Source organism: Vibrio sp. MMH1-50 (assembly GCF_022347645.1).
GTDB lineage: Bacteria > Pseudomonadota > Gammaproteobacteria > Enterobacterales > Vibrionaceae > Vibrio > Vibrio harveyi.
In genome coordinates this window covers 55,131-70,040 of sequence record NZ_JAKRGG010000012.1, presented here as the reverse complement: position 1 = coordinate 70,040, position 14,910 = coordinate 55,131, and the positions used below count along the sequence as shown (strand labels likewise).

Below are 14,910 nucleotides of genomic sequence, written 5' to 3'. Positions count from 1 at the left end.
GGTGCCAACTTTTGTTGTTAGTTGCTAGTTGCTAGTTGCTAGTTGTAATAGTTTTATGCTGTTTCTAGAACGTTATCTTCAACTAGGTTTAGACGCTCGCCATATACCGGACGAAGAGCTTTAAGAACTTCACTACGTGTCACCACGCCAACCATCAGACCGTTTTCTAGTACAGGCAGCACTTGAGGCTTGCTTACTTTGATACTTTTCGCGCGTTCTTCTAAAGAAAGAGAAGTAAAGCGAGTCGCCATGCCCATGCTCGTCGTTGGGTAAAGTTGTTCTTTATCGATACATAAGAACTCAACAACGTCGACTAAGCGGTCATTTGCATCAATTGCTACTACGTCACGGCTCATCAAATCGACAACTTTTTGTTCTTGAGCTGGGATGTAATCTTGGCACCATAATTCAACCATTACGTCGTGTGCTGAGAAGAAACCAACCAAACGGTTTTCAATGTCAACAACAGGAGCACTGATTAGATTGTTGTCCAACAGGGTATCTAGTGCAGTTGATACTGGCATTTCTACGCTCAGAGTAACTGGGCTCGGGTTCATGATCTCTTTTACAATCGATGCGTTTTTCATAGTGCGTTCCTTAACTGACGTGAGTGTTGTAGTGTTTGTAATTGATGCAACTTTTGCTGCTTTAAGTTCTGGTCGACGGTAAATGCACCAGTTAGCTAAACCAACCAATACTGCACCACCAACGATATTGCCTAGAGTCACTGGAATTAGGTTTGCAGTGATGAAGTGACCGACATTCAAATCTGCATATTGAGAAGCTGGTACACCAACCGCAGTCCAGAAAGATTCCGGTGCGAAGTTTGCGATAACGATACCTAGCGGTACCATGAACATGTTTGCCACACAGTGCTCAAAACCACTGCTAACGAACATCGCGACTGGCATGATGGTCATTGCTGCTTTGGTCATAGCGTTTGCCGAGCTGAATGTCAGCCAGATTGCAAGACAAACCAATAAGTTACATAAAATGCCTAATGCAAAAGCTTGTACCAATGTATGGTGTAGTTTGTGCTGTGCGATGTTGAGTGCGTTTAAGCCCCATTGACCTGCATCCATTTGGTACAAGCCCGCCGCACTTACCAATGCAAGTAAAAACATTGCACCGATGAAGTTACCTACATAAACCTTGCCCCAAATCGACAACATTTTGCCGAATGAGATTTGTTTGTTTGCCCATGAGATGCTCGAAAGCACTGAACTGGTAAACAACTCACCACCGCAAATGACGATGAGTATCAAACCCATACTGAATGCTAAACCACCAGCAAGACGGCTAAGACCCCAACCTGCATCCGCACTACCTGTTGTCACTGTGATGTAGAACAAGAATGCTAAACCGATGAATGCGCCTGCCATAATTGCCAAACCCAGTGTCATGCCGCTGGTTTTGTTTGCTTTACTAAGTGCAAACTTCTCAGCTTCAGCCATCATTTCTTTTGGAGAGAAATACTGGATATTTTGAGAGCTGGTCACCGCCATAATGACTCCTTAGTCTGTGGTTCCATATGAACTCCTTGGTTAATGAAATCGAGACGTTTTCTGTACTCGAAAGAGAAGGTGTTATTGTTTTTTGTTGCGGTGTTCCCGAACCGCATATCCAGATTAAGCAGGTCAGAGCTACAGGTAAAATTGATAATATTTAGAATCGTCATCAAATTATTTGATAAGTTCTTAAAGGCAGGTAAAATGAACCTCATTGCGTATCGACGCATGTATTTTTGGGTTGCGAGAGTATGGGGAATACTCGCCAATTAGGGAGGACACTTTGCGCTACTCACTTAAGCAATTAGCGGTTTTTGACGCTGTTGCAGATACCGGCAGTGTAAGCCAGGCCGCGGATAAACTGGCTCTGACACAATCGGCGACGAGCATGTCGCTTGCTCAGTTGGAAAAAATGCTTGGTAGACCTTTATTTGAAAGGCAAGGCAAACAAATGGCTTTAACACATTGGGGGATGTGGTTAAGACCAAAAGCAAAGCGTTTACTGCAAGACGCGCTACAAATTGAAATGGGTTTTTACGAGCAACACTTGTTGAGTGGACACATTCGATTAGGCGCGAGTCAAACACCTGCAGAACACCTAGTTCCTGACCTTATCAGTATCATTGATAATGATTTTCCAGAGATGCGTATCTCCTTAGGCGTACAGAGTACTCAGGCCGTCATCGATGGTGTCTTGGATTACAAATACGATCTGGGCGTGATTGAAGGTCGCTGTGACGATAACCGTTTACACCAAGAGATTTGGTGTCGAGACCATCTTACTGTAGTCGCAGCGTCCCACCATCCATTTGCGCGTAACTCATCAGTGAGTTTAGCTCAACTTGAACAAGCTAAATGGGTGTTGCGAGAACATGGTTCTGGTACTCGCAAGATTTTTGATAGTTCGATTCACCATCTTATTGAAGATTTGGACGTGTGGCGTGAATACGAACACGTTCCAGTTCTAAGAAGCTTGGTATCCAATGGTCAGTATTTGACGTGCCTGCCTTATCTTGATGTAGAACGTTACATTGAAGCTGGTGATTTGGTTGCGCTGAACGTACCTGATCTGAAGATGGATCGAACATTATCGTTCATATGGCGTGCTGATATGGCGGAAAACCCATTGGTTGACTGCATCAAACGTGAAGGCTTACGCATGATGAAAGGCAAACCTTCAGTGCTTTAAGCAATATTCGAAACAAAATGATCGCATCTTAGTAAAGGCTCTGCATTGTGCAGGGCCTTTTTTGTCATCTATTACTTATTTGCCCAATTTATTGTGATTTTGTTATTTTCGAAATCTGTTGATTTATCGGTTGCGTCAAATTTAACGTGTAAAACATGCAACGTTATAGGGTGTTAATGCGATCTTGATCACCGAAGTCAATGAGGGATGTGCCTAGTATTGACTGCCTGATTTCAATGTATGAAGGCAGTTTTCGAACCAAGTGGTACGAAACTAGTCAAGCGGGTAAGAATACCATGACCACACTTTTAGCAATTTCAATTACAACTGGCATTCTCTCTGGCGTATGGGGCTGGATCGCTATCTCCCTTGGTCTGTTGTCTTGGGCAGGCTTTCTTGGCTGTACAAGTTACTTTGCATCCCCGACAAGTGGCTTAAAAGGGCTAGCAGAAAGTTTGATCACCAATATGACAGGCGTATTTTGGGCGTTGGTAATCATTTACGGTTCAACTTACGTAGGTGTAGAGATTATCGGTTATGTAATTACTGCTGTAGTTGCGTTCTTTATGTGTATTCAAGCGAAACAAGCTTGGCTAGCGTACATCCCTGGCACTTTCATTGGCTCATGCGCCACTTTTGCTGCGGACGGCAATTGGCAACTTGTAGTGCCATCGCTGATTTTAGGTGGCGTGTTTGGCTACTTAATGAAAGCAACAGGACTTTGGTTACATGCGAAATCAGCCGCTACTTCTTCGCTCGCTGAGCAAGTACAGTAGTGAACCCCCGATCTTATCTGTATCCGCTGTGTGTTGAGACTTATCCCGCTCAATACAGTTAATCAAAATTACTGATTCTTGATACAAGCACACCAGGTTGGTGTGCTTTTTTTTATTTATACGCTTGTTAGGTGTTTCCGTTTGCCATGGTAACGACACGTTTCAACGTCCAGCGCAGTAGCACAGGGATGCAATCTACACCTCGCTCCTCACAATGAGCGACAATCGCTAAGGCGAGATCGGGTTTTGCTTGTTTCTTCAGAACGCGATTTACGACTTTCTTTGCTGGGATTGGGTGCTCATGAGGAACTTTGATAATGTCCTTAAAGAAAAGTTCGAAACCATTGTTATAGAGAAAATGCTCGATGTCTCTGTCAGGTAATTCCGTTAAGCGATGGCGTTCTTGGTCGTTATCCAAATGCGCTCTTACTGTATGAGCGTATTTCTTACCCGCAGGATCTCCGTCAGTGACGACGTGCCAATCTATCCCAAATTCTTTGGCGACTTTGATCAGAGACTTCAACCCAGACTGGGCAAATTCAACGATTTGTACGCCTTCTGCCGCTAAGTCATACCCGCATTGACGTGCCAGTTCGTTAAATAACCAAACTTCTGTTTCACCCTCAACCAATAGCCAGCAACGAGCAAATAGGGCACCAGCACGATGAAAACGAATGTGGAAGCCAATCCGACGGAGTTGGTCGACACTAAAGCGGTTTGTGTTGAGTGACTTTGCAATGGTTCGATCTGACAAACGAACTAATCGACGAATCGATGCCAACGGTACAGAGCCGAGTAAACGGGCACTGTTTGTGGTGAGAATCTTCTGCATCGGAAGCAGTTGCAACAAGCTCCAAGCGCGGGATAGATGAGTAGGATGTAAACGACCTTCTGGATCTTCAATGATCAAGATGGGACGTGCACAACGTCTTAAGTCTGTCGGACCTTTGGCTTGTAGGTACGCGTTTAACAATCCCATAAGTAGTAAGCGAGTTTGCTTGTTATTCGTCTCTTTCAAAAACTGCGATAACCCTTTTTCAGCAGAAGGGCTGGCATAGAACAGACCGTCTCGCGGTTTTCTCGGGTGACCTTTCTTCACGCTTCGGAATGCAAAATAGTGCTCGACTAACGTGTGCATTGAATCAAGACTGCTGCGAACTTCACCTTTGTTCACATGACCAGGCATAGCAAACAGGCGACGGCAGGTATTATTAATGCGTTTTTCTATACGAGCATTTTTGTTGTCACCATTAATGTGATTGGGTTCGGGGAAACGGCGTGAGTCGCGTAATCGGATTACTGGGTGAAGGGTCATCAGTTCAATTGCGAGTTTCTCTGCATGATGCAGTTGCTTCGCTTCGCCATCACAGTCCAAGAATGCGTACTTGGTTGTGATGTGGTGGCCATCTCTACTGGCACTTAAACGGTAATAAATGACGTGTTCGTTGTCTTCGTTGATGCACCATGTAGGCTTAATGCGACGATAACGTCCAGCATTCACTTCTTGTTTATCTTGAGATTTAAAACAGAGTACGATTTGAAGATGCTGTGTTTGTGGGTGCGAGATGGAATAGTCGACGTGGAAGTCCGTCATTTCAAATTGATAGAGAGAGCCATCTGCAGGTAAGGCGAGAGACAGGGCGTCGAGTAGGGAGGATTTACCCCAAGTGTTCTCACCGATTAAGGTCGTCAGTTCGTCAAAAGAGAGTGAAAGGCGTTTAATGCCTCTAAACCCAGAGATTTCGATGCGTTCTAGTCTCATCTCACTCCTCCTTGCAATTATTTGAATTATCGAGAGTTCTTTTGCTCCTCATAAGCATATATGAAATTGATCATGGCAAGTTAAGCTCAGTTCACAAATTTAAGAGCATTCATCCTATGAATAGAGACCGTTTAGGCGTAAAGTCACTTTCAAACTTGTACGCAAGATGAATCTTGATCACGTAAAAATGAAATGACAATTTCTCTGTTTCATAAAATTCATGATTCTGTCATGATTCAGTTCTAATAATGATGTCCAAGTAACCTCGAGATGCTTAGTTCAGCGACATCGCTCTGAATACTGCGTCTTGAGGTCACTTAGGCATTTCGGAATGAAAAGAGAGAAGATGACAATGAATAAAAATCATAAGCCAGTCAGAATCAAACTGGCACACATCAATGACACTCATTCCTACTTTGAGCCAACGTCATTACAGCTAAAACTCAATATTGATAACGAACGCACACTAGAGCCTTACGTGAGCGCTGGTGGGTTTTCACGTATCGCAACACGCGTAGAACAGCTTCGTGATGATGCCCAACGTCAAGGTCAGGGCATGTTGTTTTTACACGCTGGCGACTGTTTTCAGGGCACTCTGTACTTCTCGTTATTCAAAGGCAAAGCAAACGCCGACCTATTAAACGCGCTTAACATCGATGCGATGGCTCTGGGCAATCATGAACTTGATATGGGTAATGAACCCGTTGCTCTTTTTTGTCAGCGCACCAGCTTCCCGTTGCTTGCAGGCAACTGGGACTTATCCAATGAATTGCCAACTAAAGATCACCGCATGGGCGATTGCGATAACGTATTGAGCTTCGACACTGAGACTCAAAGCGCGCAATATCTGGTGAAAGAATTTCACGGAGAGAAAGTTGCCATCTTTGGTTTGTCTATCGACAAGATGAGCGATATTGCCAACCCAGATGCCGACACACCATTTATCTCTGCAATAGAAACAGCAAAACATACTGTTGAAAACATCCACCAAGCGGGTATTAAAAACATCATCCTTTTGAGCCACTTAGGTTATGAAGGGGATCTCGAGCTTGCAGCTCAAGTGGATGGCATTGGCATCATAGTCGGTGGTCACAGTCATAGGTTACAAGGTAACTTTACCGCTATTGGCTTAGGCGAAGATGACCCATATGGCGTCAAGGTAAACGATACTTATGTCGTTCAAGCTGGTTATCACGCATTAACCATGGGGCATTGTGTTCTTGAATTTGATGAAAATGGCACCGCGACCATGTTAAGTGGTCAAAATGAATTGCTACTCGGAAGACGCATTTTCTGGGATTCGACACTAAATGAGCAGCTTGACCAAGGTGTGTTTGAAGAAGCGTGTGACTTTATTCATGGTCAACCAAACGTAGTTGTTTGTAAAAAGCACCCAGAGACACAAGCGATCTTAAATGATAAGTACATCCCAAGAGTGCGTAAGCTTCAATCACAAGTAATTGCAAATGTGGCAGAGAAGAAGCGCCATGTACGTATTCCTGACGAATTTGGCGGAAGCGAACTTGCTCCAGCAGTAGCGCATTCATTCTTGTATGCGCTTAACAAGCGTGGGCACAAGGTTCAATTTGCCATTCATAATGCGGGAGGTGTGCGTACTTCTCTCAATCCGGGAAATATTACCGTGGCAGACGTTGCCGGACGATTGTTGCCATTTGCCGTTCCTATCGGTTTTTATGACGTACAAGGCAAAGTTGTTCGTTTAGCATTGGAAGGCGCGATCAATAATGCACTTAACAATGGTGTTGAAGGCACTGGTTCTGGCAGCTACCCATACACACATAATTTGAACTTTGAATATCAAGCCGATGCGCCAAAAGGACAACGCATTAAAAAACTAGAAATTTTTGATGGTAAGCGTTGGTGTGAGATGGAAGATGAGCTTTGGTACCGTGGTACTTCGTCTGCTTATACTATGAAAGGTAAAGAAGGTTATGAAGCGTTGCTGGATATGAAAGGTGAAGGCTTTGTAAGTAATCTTTCCATGGCAGATTGCTTTGTTGAACTACTAACGGACGAACCAAACTGTTTGAACCAAAGTCACAAACTTTACTCGCAGAAGAATCAATAACCGTTATTGGTATCTTTTTTGCTCACTCCCTAATGCACATGCGATGAAGAGGGAAGAGAGTATGTGGAAAAAAGATTGGGCTGACGCAGCGGTTGTCGTTGCTTGGGTCGCAGTTTGGTCAACACTGGTTTACTTTGTACCGCTAACTGGTTTTTAAAGATCGACTATTCAACAAATGAGGGGCGCATAAGTGCTCCTTTTTTGTATCTGAACCGGCTTGAATTCATGATGTTGATAAACATTCTTCACAAAATACTTTGTTTTTATCGATAACGATTTTTTGTTGGAGATCGACGCAAGCAGGGGTATGATGGCGGCGTTTGGGGAGTAGTTAGCGCAAGTTTATTTATCGTCATCTCGTTAAGCATCAGCTTATCCGGTAAATAAAGGTGTCACTTGATTCATCACGTGATCACTTCAACGAGACCAACGCATTCATTGGCTAGCAGACACATGGGTAATGTGACTGCTGGTTTGTATTGTTTGCGGAAGGTCAGCCCGAATAATGTCCTTCCGCATGGGAGGAAGCATGTCTCTTATCGAAAATACCACCCAATTATCCCAGTCTGTTCCACTGCAAGAATCACTGACAATGTACGGTGTATTCGGCCTATTTACTTTGGTTTTAGTCGCTCTCGATATCTATCAGACTCGTGGCGGCGTGATTACCATGAAAAAAGCAATTGGTTGGAGCGTATTCTGGTTCTTATTAGCGTTTGTCTTTGCAGGCTCTATCTATTTCTTTTGGGATTATTACGCGCCTCATAGCGTTTATACACACGAAAAAGCGACCATATCATTCTTAACTGGTTACTTGCTTGAGAAATCGTTAAGTGTCGATAACTTGTTTGTGTTCGCAATCATCTTTGCGCAATACAAGGTGCCAGAGCATTTGCGTCCACGCGCTCTATTGTGGGGTGTGATTGGTGCGTTAGTTCTACGTGCAATCATGATCGCAGTAGGTGCTCAATTACTTGCTCAATACCATTGGGTGCTTTACCTATTCGCAGCATTCCTAATTTGGACTGGTATTAAACTGGCGCGAGATAAAGGCGAAGAAGAAGAGGTGAACCCATACCCTGAGCAGTTCATTCGTAAATTCTTACCAGTGACAGAAGAGTATCAAGGTAACCACTTGATCTTGAAACAAGCAGGTAAGTGGGTTGCAACGCCAATGCTGATCGTTGTTGGTGTGATTGCAGTGATGGACGTGATGTTCGCACTGGATTCGATCCCTGCAATCTTTGCGGTAACGCGTGAACCGTTCTTGGTATTAGCAGCTAACGTGTTCGCTCTGCTTGGTTTACGTTCTCTGTACTTTGTACTGCAAGCAATGTTGGACAAGTTTGTGTACCTAAAACCAGCGCTGTCAGTGATCATGATGTTCATTGGTGTGAAGATGCTACTGGTTGGTACGCAATACGAAATCCCAACGGTTTGGTCATTAACTTTCCTAGTGACAGTGATGACGACAGCGGTTATTGCTTCTATCTATAAGAACAAAGAAACCAATAGCTCTAGCGTTAAAATTACTAATCAAAACTCTTAAGTATTTTGTAAATTCAAAATCCTTTAAAAGAATATTTGGTTAATTAAATGTTGCAAATAAACTTGGGTTTACCTGTGTAAATCCAAGTTATTCAACTAAAGATTCGCTTTGTTGAATAAGTATGCGGTTAGTTGGATTTTGTATTCTTATGGTTTGTAACGGAATTGTTTTATAAGAAAAACTAATCTGAATAACCAAATTTTGTCATTTTTTGCTCAGAGAAAAAATGACTAATATACGACCAACAAAACAATTTACTGCTTTTAAAGAGAGGCAATCATGGCACAAGCAATGCAAATGACAAATGTAGCTTTACCAACCTCTATGGATAAGAAGACCTACGCGGTTAACTTCAAAGGATTGATTGCTCACTTACTGGATATTCTTTTCGTAGATAACTCTGCACCTCGCAGCTACTACGCAGAAGACCTATCTGCACACATTCAGAAAGACATCGGTATGTACCGTTAATCTGAATGGAAAGCGAATTCGAAATGCCGGCTTAATCGCCGGCATTTTTGTATCTGAAATCGCTACACCTAAGACCGCATTGAAAGCTATCTCTTGCTCGTACGGTCATAGTCAGTATCAAAGAAAAGGAGCTGCCTATGATTAACGCGATTGCACTTGCTGCTATTACCAGTCTTTCTGCATCACAAAGTTGGGTTCATGAAGGACAGCCCGCACAAGTGATAGAGCTATTTACTTCAGAAGGCTGTTCAAGTTGCCCACCTGCAGACAAATACCTTTCTACGTTTCAATCCAGCCCTGATTTGTGGGAAAAGTACATTCCTGTCGCATACCACGTTGATTATTGGGACTATCTTGGTTGGAAAGACAAATTTGCAAAGCCTGAATTCTCTCAGCTGCAACGTTTGTATCGCGCTTATGGCGCGGTAGGGAGTGTCTATACTCCAGCATTTGTAGTTGATAGTGAAGAATGGCGCGGCTTTTTTAATTGGCGCAAGCGCGTATTACCCAGCAACGACAACGTAAAAGCCCAATCATTGACACTAGAGCGCTCTGGCAACCAATTCTCTTTACGGTTTGAAGAGAAAGGCTCGTATGATGCAACGATTGTGTTTCTCTCAAGTAATGAAACCACACCAGTTAAGCGCGGTGAAAACCGAGGGAAAGTACTAGAACATAATTTCGTTGCATTGGAGAAACAACAAGGGCGCTCAAAGAGTGGAGAGTGGACGTTTAAGCTCAATCAGCCCATCAACAACATTGATGCTGTTGCGGCGTGGGTGACTGAGCCAGGGACTTTTAATCGTGTGCAGACTGTCGCGGGTGAGATTCGATAAATGAACTAAAGGGATGCCTTCCAATCCGAAAGCGCTTTGATGTGTTCTGGTCCAATACCGCAGCACCCACCTATAATGGTTGCCCCGCACCGATGCCATTTTTGTGCAAAAGTTAAGTACTCTTTTGGTGAGAGTTCTCGCATCGCTTGTAATGCGCTGTTGGCTTCGTGATTAGATTTGATTGCGGTGAAGTTGTTCGCGTAAACCCCAATTTCAATATCTAGCTTGTGTTGGTCTAAAACTGCTTTGGTATCACTGACCGCTTTTGCCATTACTTCAGGTACCGAGCAGTTAAAGTAAACGCTGATGGTATTGGTGTTGTCAGCACTTTGTGCAATATGCTCAATGGCTTGGATAACGGTTTCTCCAGAGCGCAACAACGCGGTTTCCAATGAGTCATCACTTAAAGAAAAGGCATACGCAGTAGGTTTGGTGCTGCTTGTGAAGACTCTTTGTAAACACTTTAGCTCCTCTAAACTGCATATGGTCTCCGCTAGCCAAAGGTCTACATAATCTTCTTGAGCTTCAAACAAAGTCTTGGAAATGATTTCACCTAATTTGGGTTCGAACAGATCTGGTCGATAACTACCAAACGCTGGTGGAATACAACCAGCTACTAGAACGCGTTCCGGTGACTTATCTACACATTCACGAGCAATTTGGGCTGCAAAGCGTGCTAGTTCACTACCTTGTTGTTCGTAAAGTTCTTGTCCCAGATGGAATGGTACACAAGCATAGCTGTTGGTAATGATGATCTCTGCGCCAGCGTGGATAAAGTTGTTATGCGCTTGGTAAACGAATTCTGGCGATTCAATCAGTGTTTGTGCGCTCCAAAGTGGTTGAGAGAATGGGGCTCCCATGCGTTTCAGCTCTCTTCCCATACCGCCGTCAAGGATGGTTAACTTTTTCATACTACAGTCCATCTTAATTCTTCCTTGTTGAACCTTAAATGAAAATGGCTATGAGCGAAAGTGACGAGCGGAAAAGGATAGGTCGTGTAGGTGGGTAGTAAGTAGTGAGCTAGATAAGACAAAAGGTGCAGGACTGCAGAAACGAAAACGGGGTTCCAACTGGAACCCCGTTCAATTCGAAAGTAATGTTGGGATTACTTCTTACGGCAGTACTCAGCGATCACGTACATTGACTGACCACCGTTTGCCTTACCTGAAACAAGTTTAGGATCATCACCAAGGCTGATACCGCGAATAACAGTACCTTGTTTGATTACTTGGTTTGTACCTTTAACTGGTAGGTCTTTGATTACTGTTACATCGTCACCTTTCTTAAGTTCAGTGCCGTTGCAGTCAACAGTTTTATCGTCAGCAGACATACCTTTCATTGCCCAGTTCATTTGCTCTTCTTCCATGTACATCATGTCAAGAGCATCTTGAGCCCAGCTTTCTGTGTTTAGGCGAGTAAGTTGGCGCCATGCAGTTACTTGTACTGCAGGAACCTGACTCCACATGCTGTCGTTCAAGCAGCGCCAGTGGTTAATGTCTTTAGGGTCTTCGATCTCACCATGACACTTATCACAAACCATGATAGCAGTATCAACCGTTACGTTGCCGTGTGGTGGCACAGCGTAAGCAGTTAGTTGAGTTTCAGAAGAACACAGTTCACATTTTGACTCGCAGCGAGCAAGCAGAGTAGCTTCGATAGACATAAGGACTCACCTTAGTAATGTTTTTTGGTGGCGGTATTATCCACTTTATCCTGAGAAATAAAAGGGTGTTAGAGAATTAAAGGCGAGATTTTACAATATTCCAACCTGAAAGGAGTGAAGATGTAAAATATTGGCTAAACAAATAATATCTAGAATATAAATAAGGGTGTTGATTGTTTTGAATGATGAATCAGTTGCATTGATGAATGTTATCGATGGTAGGGAGATTGATTGAAAATGCCCCCTGACTTGACAGGAGGCAAAGGATCTAACGTTCGATAATTTGTACGATTTGGTCTTGTGAGATACTCATTTCTTTGCCATCCACGTCTTCATACTCGTACATGCCAGTATCTTCATTGAGATCTGGTTTGCCATACGAGGTGATGATTTTCCCTTCATTCGTTGACATAAGATATTGGCTGCTGCCGCAAGCGGCAAGAAGTAGTGCAGTGGCAATCACGGTCAATACGCGCATAGAGTTTTCCTTTTCAAACAAGTGAGTTAGACAAAGACATCGTTTTAACTATAGCAGAGGAAACTATGAGTGGGTCTGAAAGGCATAGAAACAAAAAAGCCCAGTAGAAACTGGGCTTTGAGGGGATGTACAAGATTATTTTAGTACTGTCGCATTACTTACTTTGCTTAGTGCATCATCCACTACAAAATCAGCATTCTCAGCCTGCATTTCTGCGTGGTGAGGAAGGTCTGCCAACGTACCTGCCGGAGAGGCAAACGTGCTGTGTGATGCCGTTGCGTTAAATTGGACGAAGCTTGCTGTTGCATTCACAGCAGTGTCTGAGCTGTTAACCGTTTTCAAGCCTAGCTTCTTCGCAAGTGGCTCGGTACCTGCAAATGGCGCATTAGGTACGTTGTTTGGAACGGTTGCATCACCATCTACTTCTGTCATGAAGAATGGTGTTGATAACGAACCAGTCTTCATAAGATCAGCAGCATTTGTGAACGGGTCAACGGTATCAAGTGTTGTTTGCGCAGCATAGATAAAGCTAGAGAAACCAGCGTTTAATTGAGCCAGAGCTTCAGGGCTTGCGGCTTTCTCAAACGTTTCGTAACACACTTTGTCGCTAAGTTCTGCACAAGACGCATCTGCATAACTCGCATAGTCTGCGGAAGCCGCGTACGCTAGGTTATGTTTGATTTGCGGACCAAAGTTGGAAGAGCCAAGCAGTAAGTTACCGATTTGACCACCAGAGTTTTGGATAGATGCACTACTGAAGTTGTACAACGCATCTGCTGATACTGAGCCCAGAGAGTTGTTTGCCGCTGCAACGGCTGACGTACCAACGATGCCTCCTAATGAGTGACCAAGCATCTTAACTTTTGAGCCAGTTGCTGGGTTAAACCCTTTAAGTGGGCTATTCGCAAGAAGACCCGCTTGAGCAGAAACCACAAGACTTGCGCGAAGACCTAATACGTCAAGGACACTTTGGCGAAGGTTATCACGCGCTACTGCCAAGTTAGACAAGTTCAAATATGCCAACACGTTTGAATTTGCAGAACGTTGGTCATCCAAGCTACGAGTGCCATGAATTGGTAAGTCGATAGCGATCACCGCTACGCCAGCTTTAACCATGTTAAAGGCAAAAGCGTAAGCATTTTCTTTTGCTGAAGTAATACCATGTTGATAAATCACAACGTTGGTCGGCGTGCCAGTTTCTGGAGTGAACAACAGGAACTCGACATCTTCTAGAGACTTAACCGCTGGCACTGGTGAGTATCGAGTGATCACTCGGTCACTATCCAGTGGAGTGCCGTCAGATAGTTTTAGATTGGCGCCAACAAGTTTTAGCTGCTCTGTAGGATCAGTAGCGAGCTTGCTCACATCAACAGGGTCATTTGCAAATTCACCACTAGACAACTGCTGAATTATGCCTGCTTGTTCATCTTTGTTTGATAAAGCGGCTTGCAGTTTCACAAGGCTTGGCATTGCTGAAACCATTGGCTGCATGTTCCAGTCAGCACCTTTCTCTAGATAGTAAGGTAGTCTCACCACACCCTGAGTTACGTTGACTGAAACACCGGCATTCGTGTAAAGCCCTTTTATTGCGGTCTTTGTTGAGTCTAAGTCACTGATGTATTTGTTGAAGTCTTCATCTGCGTCTAACGCAGTAATGAAGTCTTGAGTCGCACCCAATGACATCGTGTATGCAGTCGCAAGGTCGACCGAACCTGGGTTAGTGTCATTCTTGTAAACCGTGTTGAGCGTGTTTGCTCCGGTAGCAAAACCGGTTGCGGTTACGCCTTTCACTGCTGCAAGTGTGTCACCTACCGACTGTGTGCTAAACCATGATGAGTAGATGATGTCTGAAGGTACAACGTTTAGTAAGCCAGATTGAGTAGCAAGACCAAAGATTCCTTCAACCGCCGTTGTTGCAGCTTGTAGAGAAGCAAGATCACCAGATTCGTATACGACTTCTTTCGATTTTGCCGTCGCGTAACTACCGGATGTACCGATTGCGTCGCCATTTACATCTTTTACTGCTTGAGTCACTGCAAAAATGTATTCGCTTGATTCATCGAATGAGTCTGCGAATTGGATGTAAAGACTCTTACCACTTGATACGACTTGGAAGTCTGCATCAGCAGTTGCGCCATCTTGGATCTTTAAAACTTTTTCGATTGGGTTTGTCTTACCATCCCAATCGGTGATGCGTTGATTTAGCTTAATAACGCTAATACCCGACGTTACTAAACCATCAGCGAAGCCTGCACCGTTGAAATTCAGAACGATTGGCATTGATGTTGACCAACCATCCATGGTGTTCATGGCGGCGCGAGGGTTGGTTAGCGCATCATCACCACCAGTCGGCAGACCGAGCGTGCCATCTGTTGTATCCATTAGCAAGTAAGAAGGCGCTGGTACATCAGCATTCGAACCTTGAACCGTGAAACTAACCGACGTGTTACGGTCAAGTAGTGCCTGAACCGCAGGTTCAAACGTTGCGGTATCTGAAGTGCCTGAGCTAGAAGTGTCGTCACCACAACCTGCAAGTAGGATTGCAGAACAAAGCAGTGATAATTTAAACGTATGTTTCATTGGTTTACT

12 protein-coding genes are annotated in these 14,910 nt (G+C 44.0%); 6 read left to right on the top strand and 6 right to left on the bottom strand.

The features are described 5' to 3' along the window. Window positions 1–53: 53 nt before the first annotated feature. A complete protein-coding gene (focA, locus tag MHO32_RS11695; protein WP_005451736.1) occupies window positions 54–1,505 on the bottom strand; it encodes a formate transporter FocA in 1,452 nt (483 codons plus the stop codon). Window positions 1,506–1,791: 286 nt separating this feature from the next. Between focA and MHO32_RS11690 the strand changes: the two genes are divergently transcribed. Beyond that, entirely contained in the window at window positions 1,792–2,697 is a 906-nt protein-coding gene (locus tag MHO32_RS11690; protein ID WP_005441888.1) for a LysR substrate-binding domain-containing protein, read from the top strand. 296 nt (window positions 2,698–2,993) lie between these two features. Then, window positions 2,994–3,473, top strand: coding sequence for a DUF1097 domain-containing protein (locus tag MHO32_RS11685; RefSeq protein ID WP_005451739.1), 480 nt, complete (start codon window positions 2,994–2,996; stop codon window positions 3,471–3,473). A 127-nt stretch (window positions 3,474–3,600) separates the two neighbouring features. On the opposite strand, the gene MHO32_RS11680 is transcribed toward MHO32_RS11685, so the two are convergent. Then, a complete protein-coding gene (locus MHO32_RS11680; protein WP_005451741.1) occupies window positions 3,601–5,235 on the bottom strand; it encodes a DUF2813 domain-containing protein in 1,635 nt (544 codons plus the stop codon). Window positions 5,236–5,581: 346 nt separating this feature from the next. Here MHO32_RS11680 and MHO32_RS11675 point away from each other — a divergent pair, with 346 nt between their 5' ends. From MHO32_RS11675 to MHO32_RS11660, 4 genes are all read left to right on the top strand, one after another. Next, the gene (locus MHO32_RS11675; protein ID WP_239212043.1) at window positions 5,582–7,324 is read left to right on the top strand and encodes a bifunctional metallophosphatase/5'-nucleotidase; all 1,743 of its coding nucleotides are present in this window, start codon (window positions 5,582–5,584) and stop codon (window positions 7,322–7,324) included. 529 nt (window positions 7,325–7,853) lie between these two features. Beyond that, a complete protein-coding gene (locus MHO32_RS11670; protein ID WP_005441878.1) occupies window positions 7,854–8,873 on the top strand; it encodes a TerC family protein in 1,020 nt (339 codons plus the stop codon). 279 nt (window positions 8,874–9,152) lie between these two features. Beyond that, entirely contained in the window at window positions 9,153–9,344 is a 192-nt protein-coding gene (locus MHO32_RS11665; protein WP_005451745.1) for a hypothetical protein, read from the top strand. Window positions 9,345–9,481: 137 nt separating this feature from the next. Beyond that, the gene (locus MHO32_RS11660; protein WP_005451746.1) at window positions 9,482–10,180 is read left to right on the top strand and encodes a DUF1223 domain-containing protein; all 699 of its coding nucleotides are present in this window, start codon (window positions 9,482–9,484) and stop codon (window positions 10,178–10,180) included. Window positions 10,181–10,185: 5 nt separating this feature from the next. On the opposite strand, the gene MHO32_RS11655 is transcribed toward MHO32_RS11660, so the two are convergent. The 4 genes from MHO32_RS11655 to MHO32_RS11640 all read right to left on the bottom strand — a co-directional run bounded on the left by MHO32_RS11655 (window position 10,186) and on the right by MHO32_RS11640 (window position 14,901). Next, window positions 10,186–11,091: a homocysteine S-methyltransferase family protein gene (locus MHO32_RS11655; protein ID WP_239212003.1), complete on the bottom strand. Its 906-nt coding sequence runs from the start codon at window positions 11,089–11,091 to the stop codon at window positions 10,186–10,188. Window positions 11,092–11,285: 194 nt separating this feature from the next. Next, the gene (locus MHO32_RS11650; RefSeq protein WP_005451748.1) at window positions 11,286–11,843 is read right to left on the bottom strand and encodes a PhnA domain-containing protein; all 558 of its coding nucleotides are present in this window, start codon (window positions 11,841–11,843) and stop codon (window positions 11,286–11,288) included. Window positions 11,844–12,111: 268 nt separating this feature from the next. Continuing rightward, a complete protein-coding gene (locus MHO32_RS11645) occupies window positions 12,112–12,321 on the bottom strand; it encodes a YgdI/YgdR family lipoprotein (protein WP_005451749.1) in 210 nt (69 codons plus the stop codon). A 135-nt stretch (window positions 12,322–12,456) separates the two neighbouring features. Continuing rightward, window positions 12,457–14,901 (bottom strand): VolA/Pla-1 family phospholipase, encoded by a 2,445-nt coding sequence (locus tag MHO32_RS11640; protein ID WP_239212001.1) that lies wholly within the window; start codon window positions 14,899–14,901, stop codon window positions 12,457–12,459. Window positions 14,902–14,910: the final 9 nt, after the last annotated feature.

Coding starts and splice junctions, on each gene's coding strand:
- MHO32_RS11650 (WP_005451748.1), bottom strand. CDS start 11,843: ATGTCTATCGAAGCTACTCTGCTTGCTCGCTGCGAGTCAAAATGTGAA.
- focA (WP_005451736.1), bottom strand. CDS start 1,505: ATGGCGGTGACCAGCTCTCAAAATATCCAGTATTTCTCTCCAAAAGAA.
- MHO32_RS11660 (WP_005451746.1), top strand. CDS start 9,482: ATGATTAACGCGATTGCACTTGCTGCTATTACCAGTCTTTCTGCATCA.
- MHO32_RS11680 (WP_005451741.1), bottom strand. CDS start 5,235: ATGAGACTAGAACGCATCGAAATCTCTGGGTTTAGAGGCATTAAACGC.
- MHO32_RS11640 (WP_239212001.1), bottom strand. CDS start 14,901: ATGAAACATACGTTTAAATTATCACTGCTTTGTTCTGCAATCCTACTT.
- MHO32_RS11665 (WP_005451745.1), top strand. CDS start 9,153: ATGGCACAAGCAATGCAAATGACAAATGTAGCTTTACCAACCTCTATG.
- MHO32_RS11685 (WP_005451739.1), top strand. CDS start 2,994: ATGACCACACTTTTAGCAATTTCAATTACAACTGGCATTCTCTCTGGC.
- MHO32_RS11675 (WP_239212043.1), top strand. CDS start 5,582: ATGACAATGAATAAAAATCATAAGCCAGTCAGAATCAAACTGGCACAC.
- MHO32_RS11670 (WP_005441878.1), top strand. CDS start 7,854: ATGTCTCTTATCGAAAATACCACCCAATTATCCCAGTCTGTTCCACTG.
- MHO32_RS11645 (WP_005451749.1), bottom strand. CDS start 12,321: ATGCGCGTATTGACCGTGATTGCCACTGCACTACTTCTTGCCGCTTGC.
- MHO32_RS11655 (WP_239212003.1), bottom strand. CDS start 11,091: ATGAAAAAGTTAACCATCCTTGACGGCGGTATGGGAAGAGAGCTGAAA.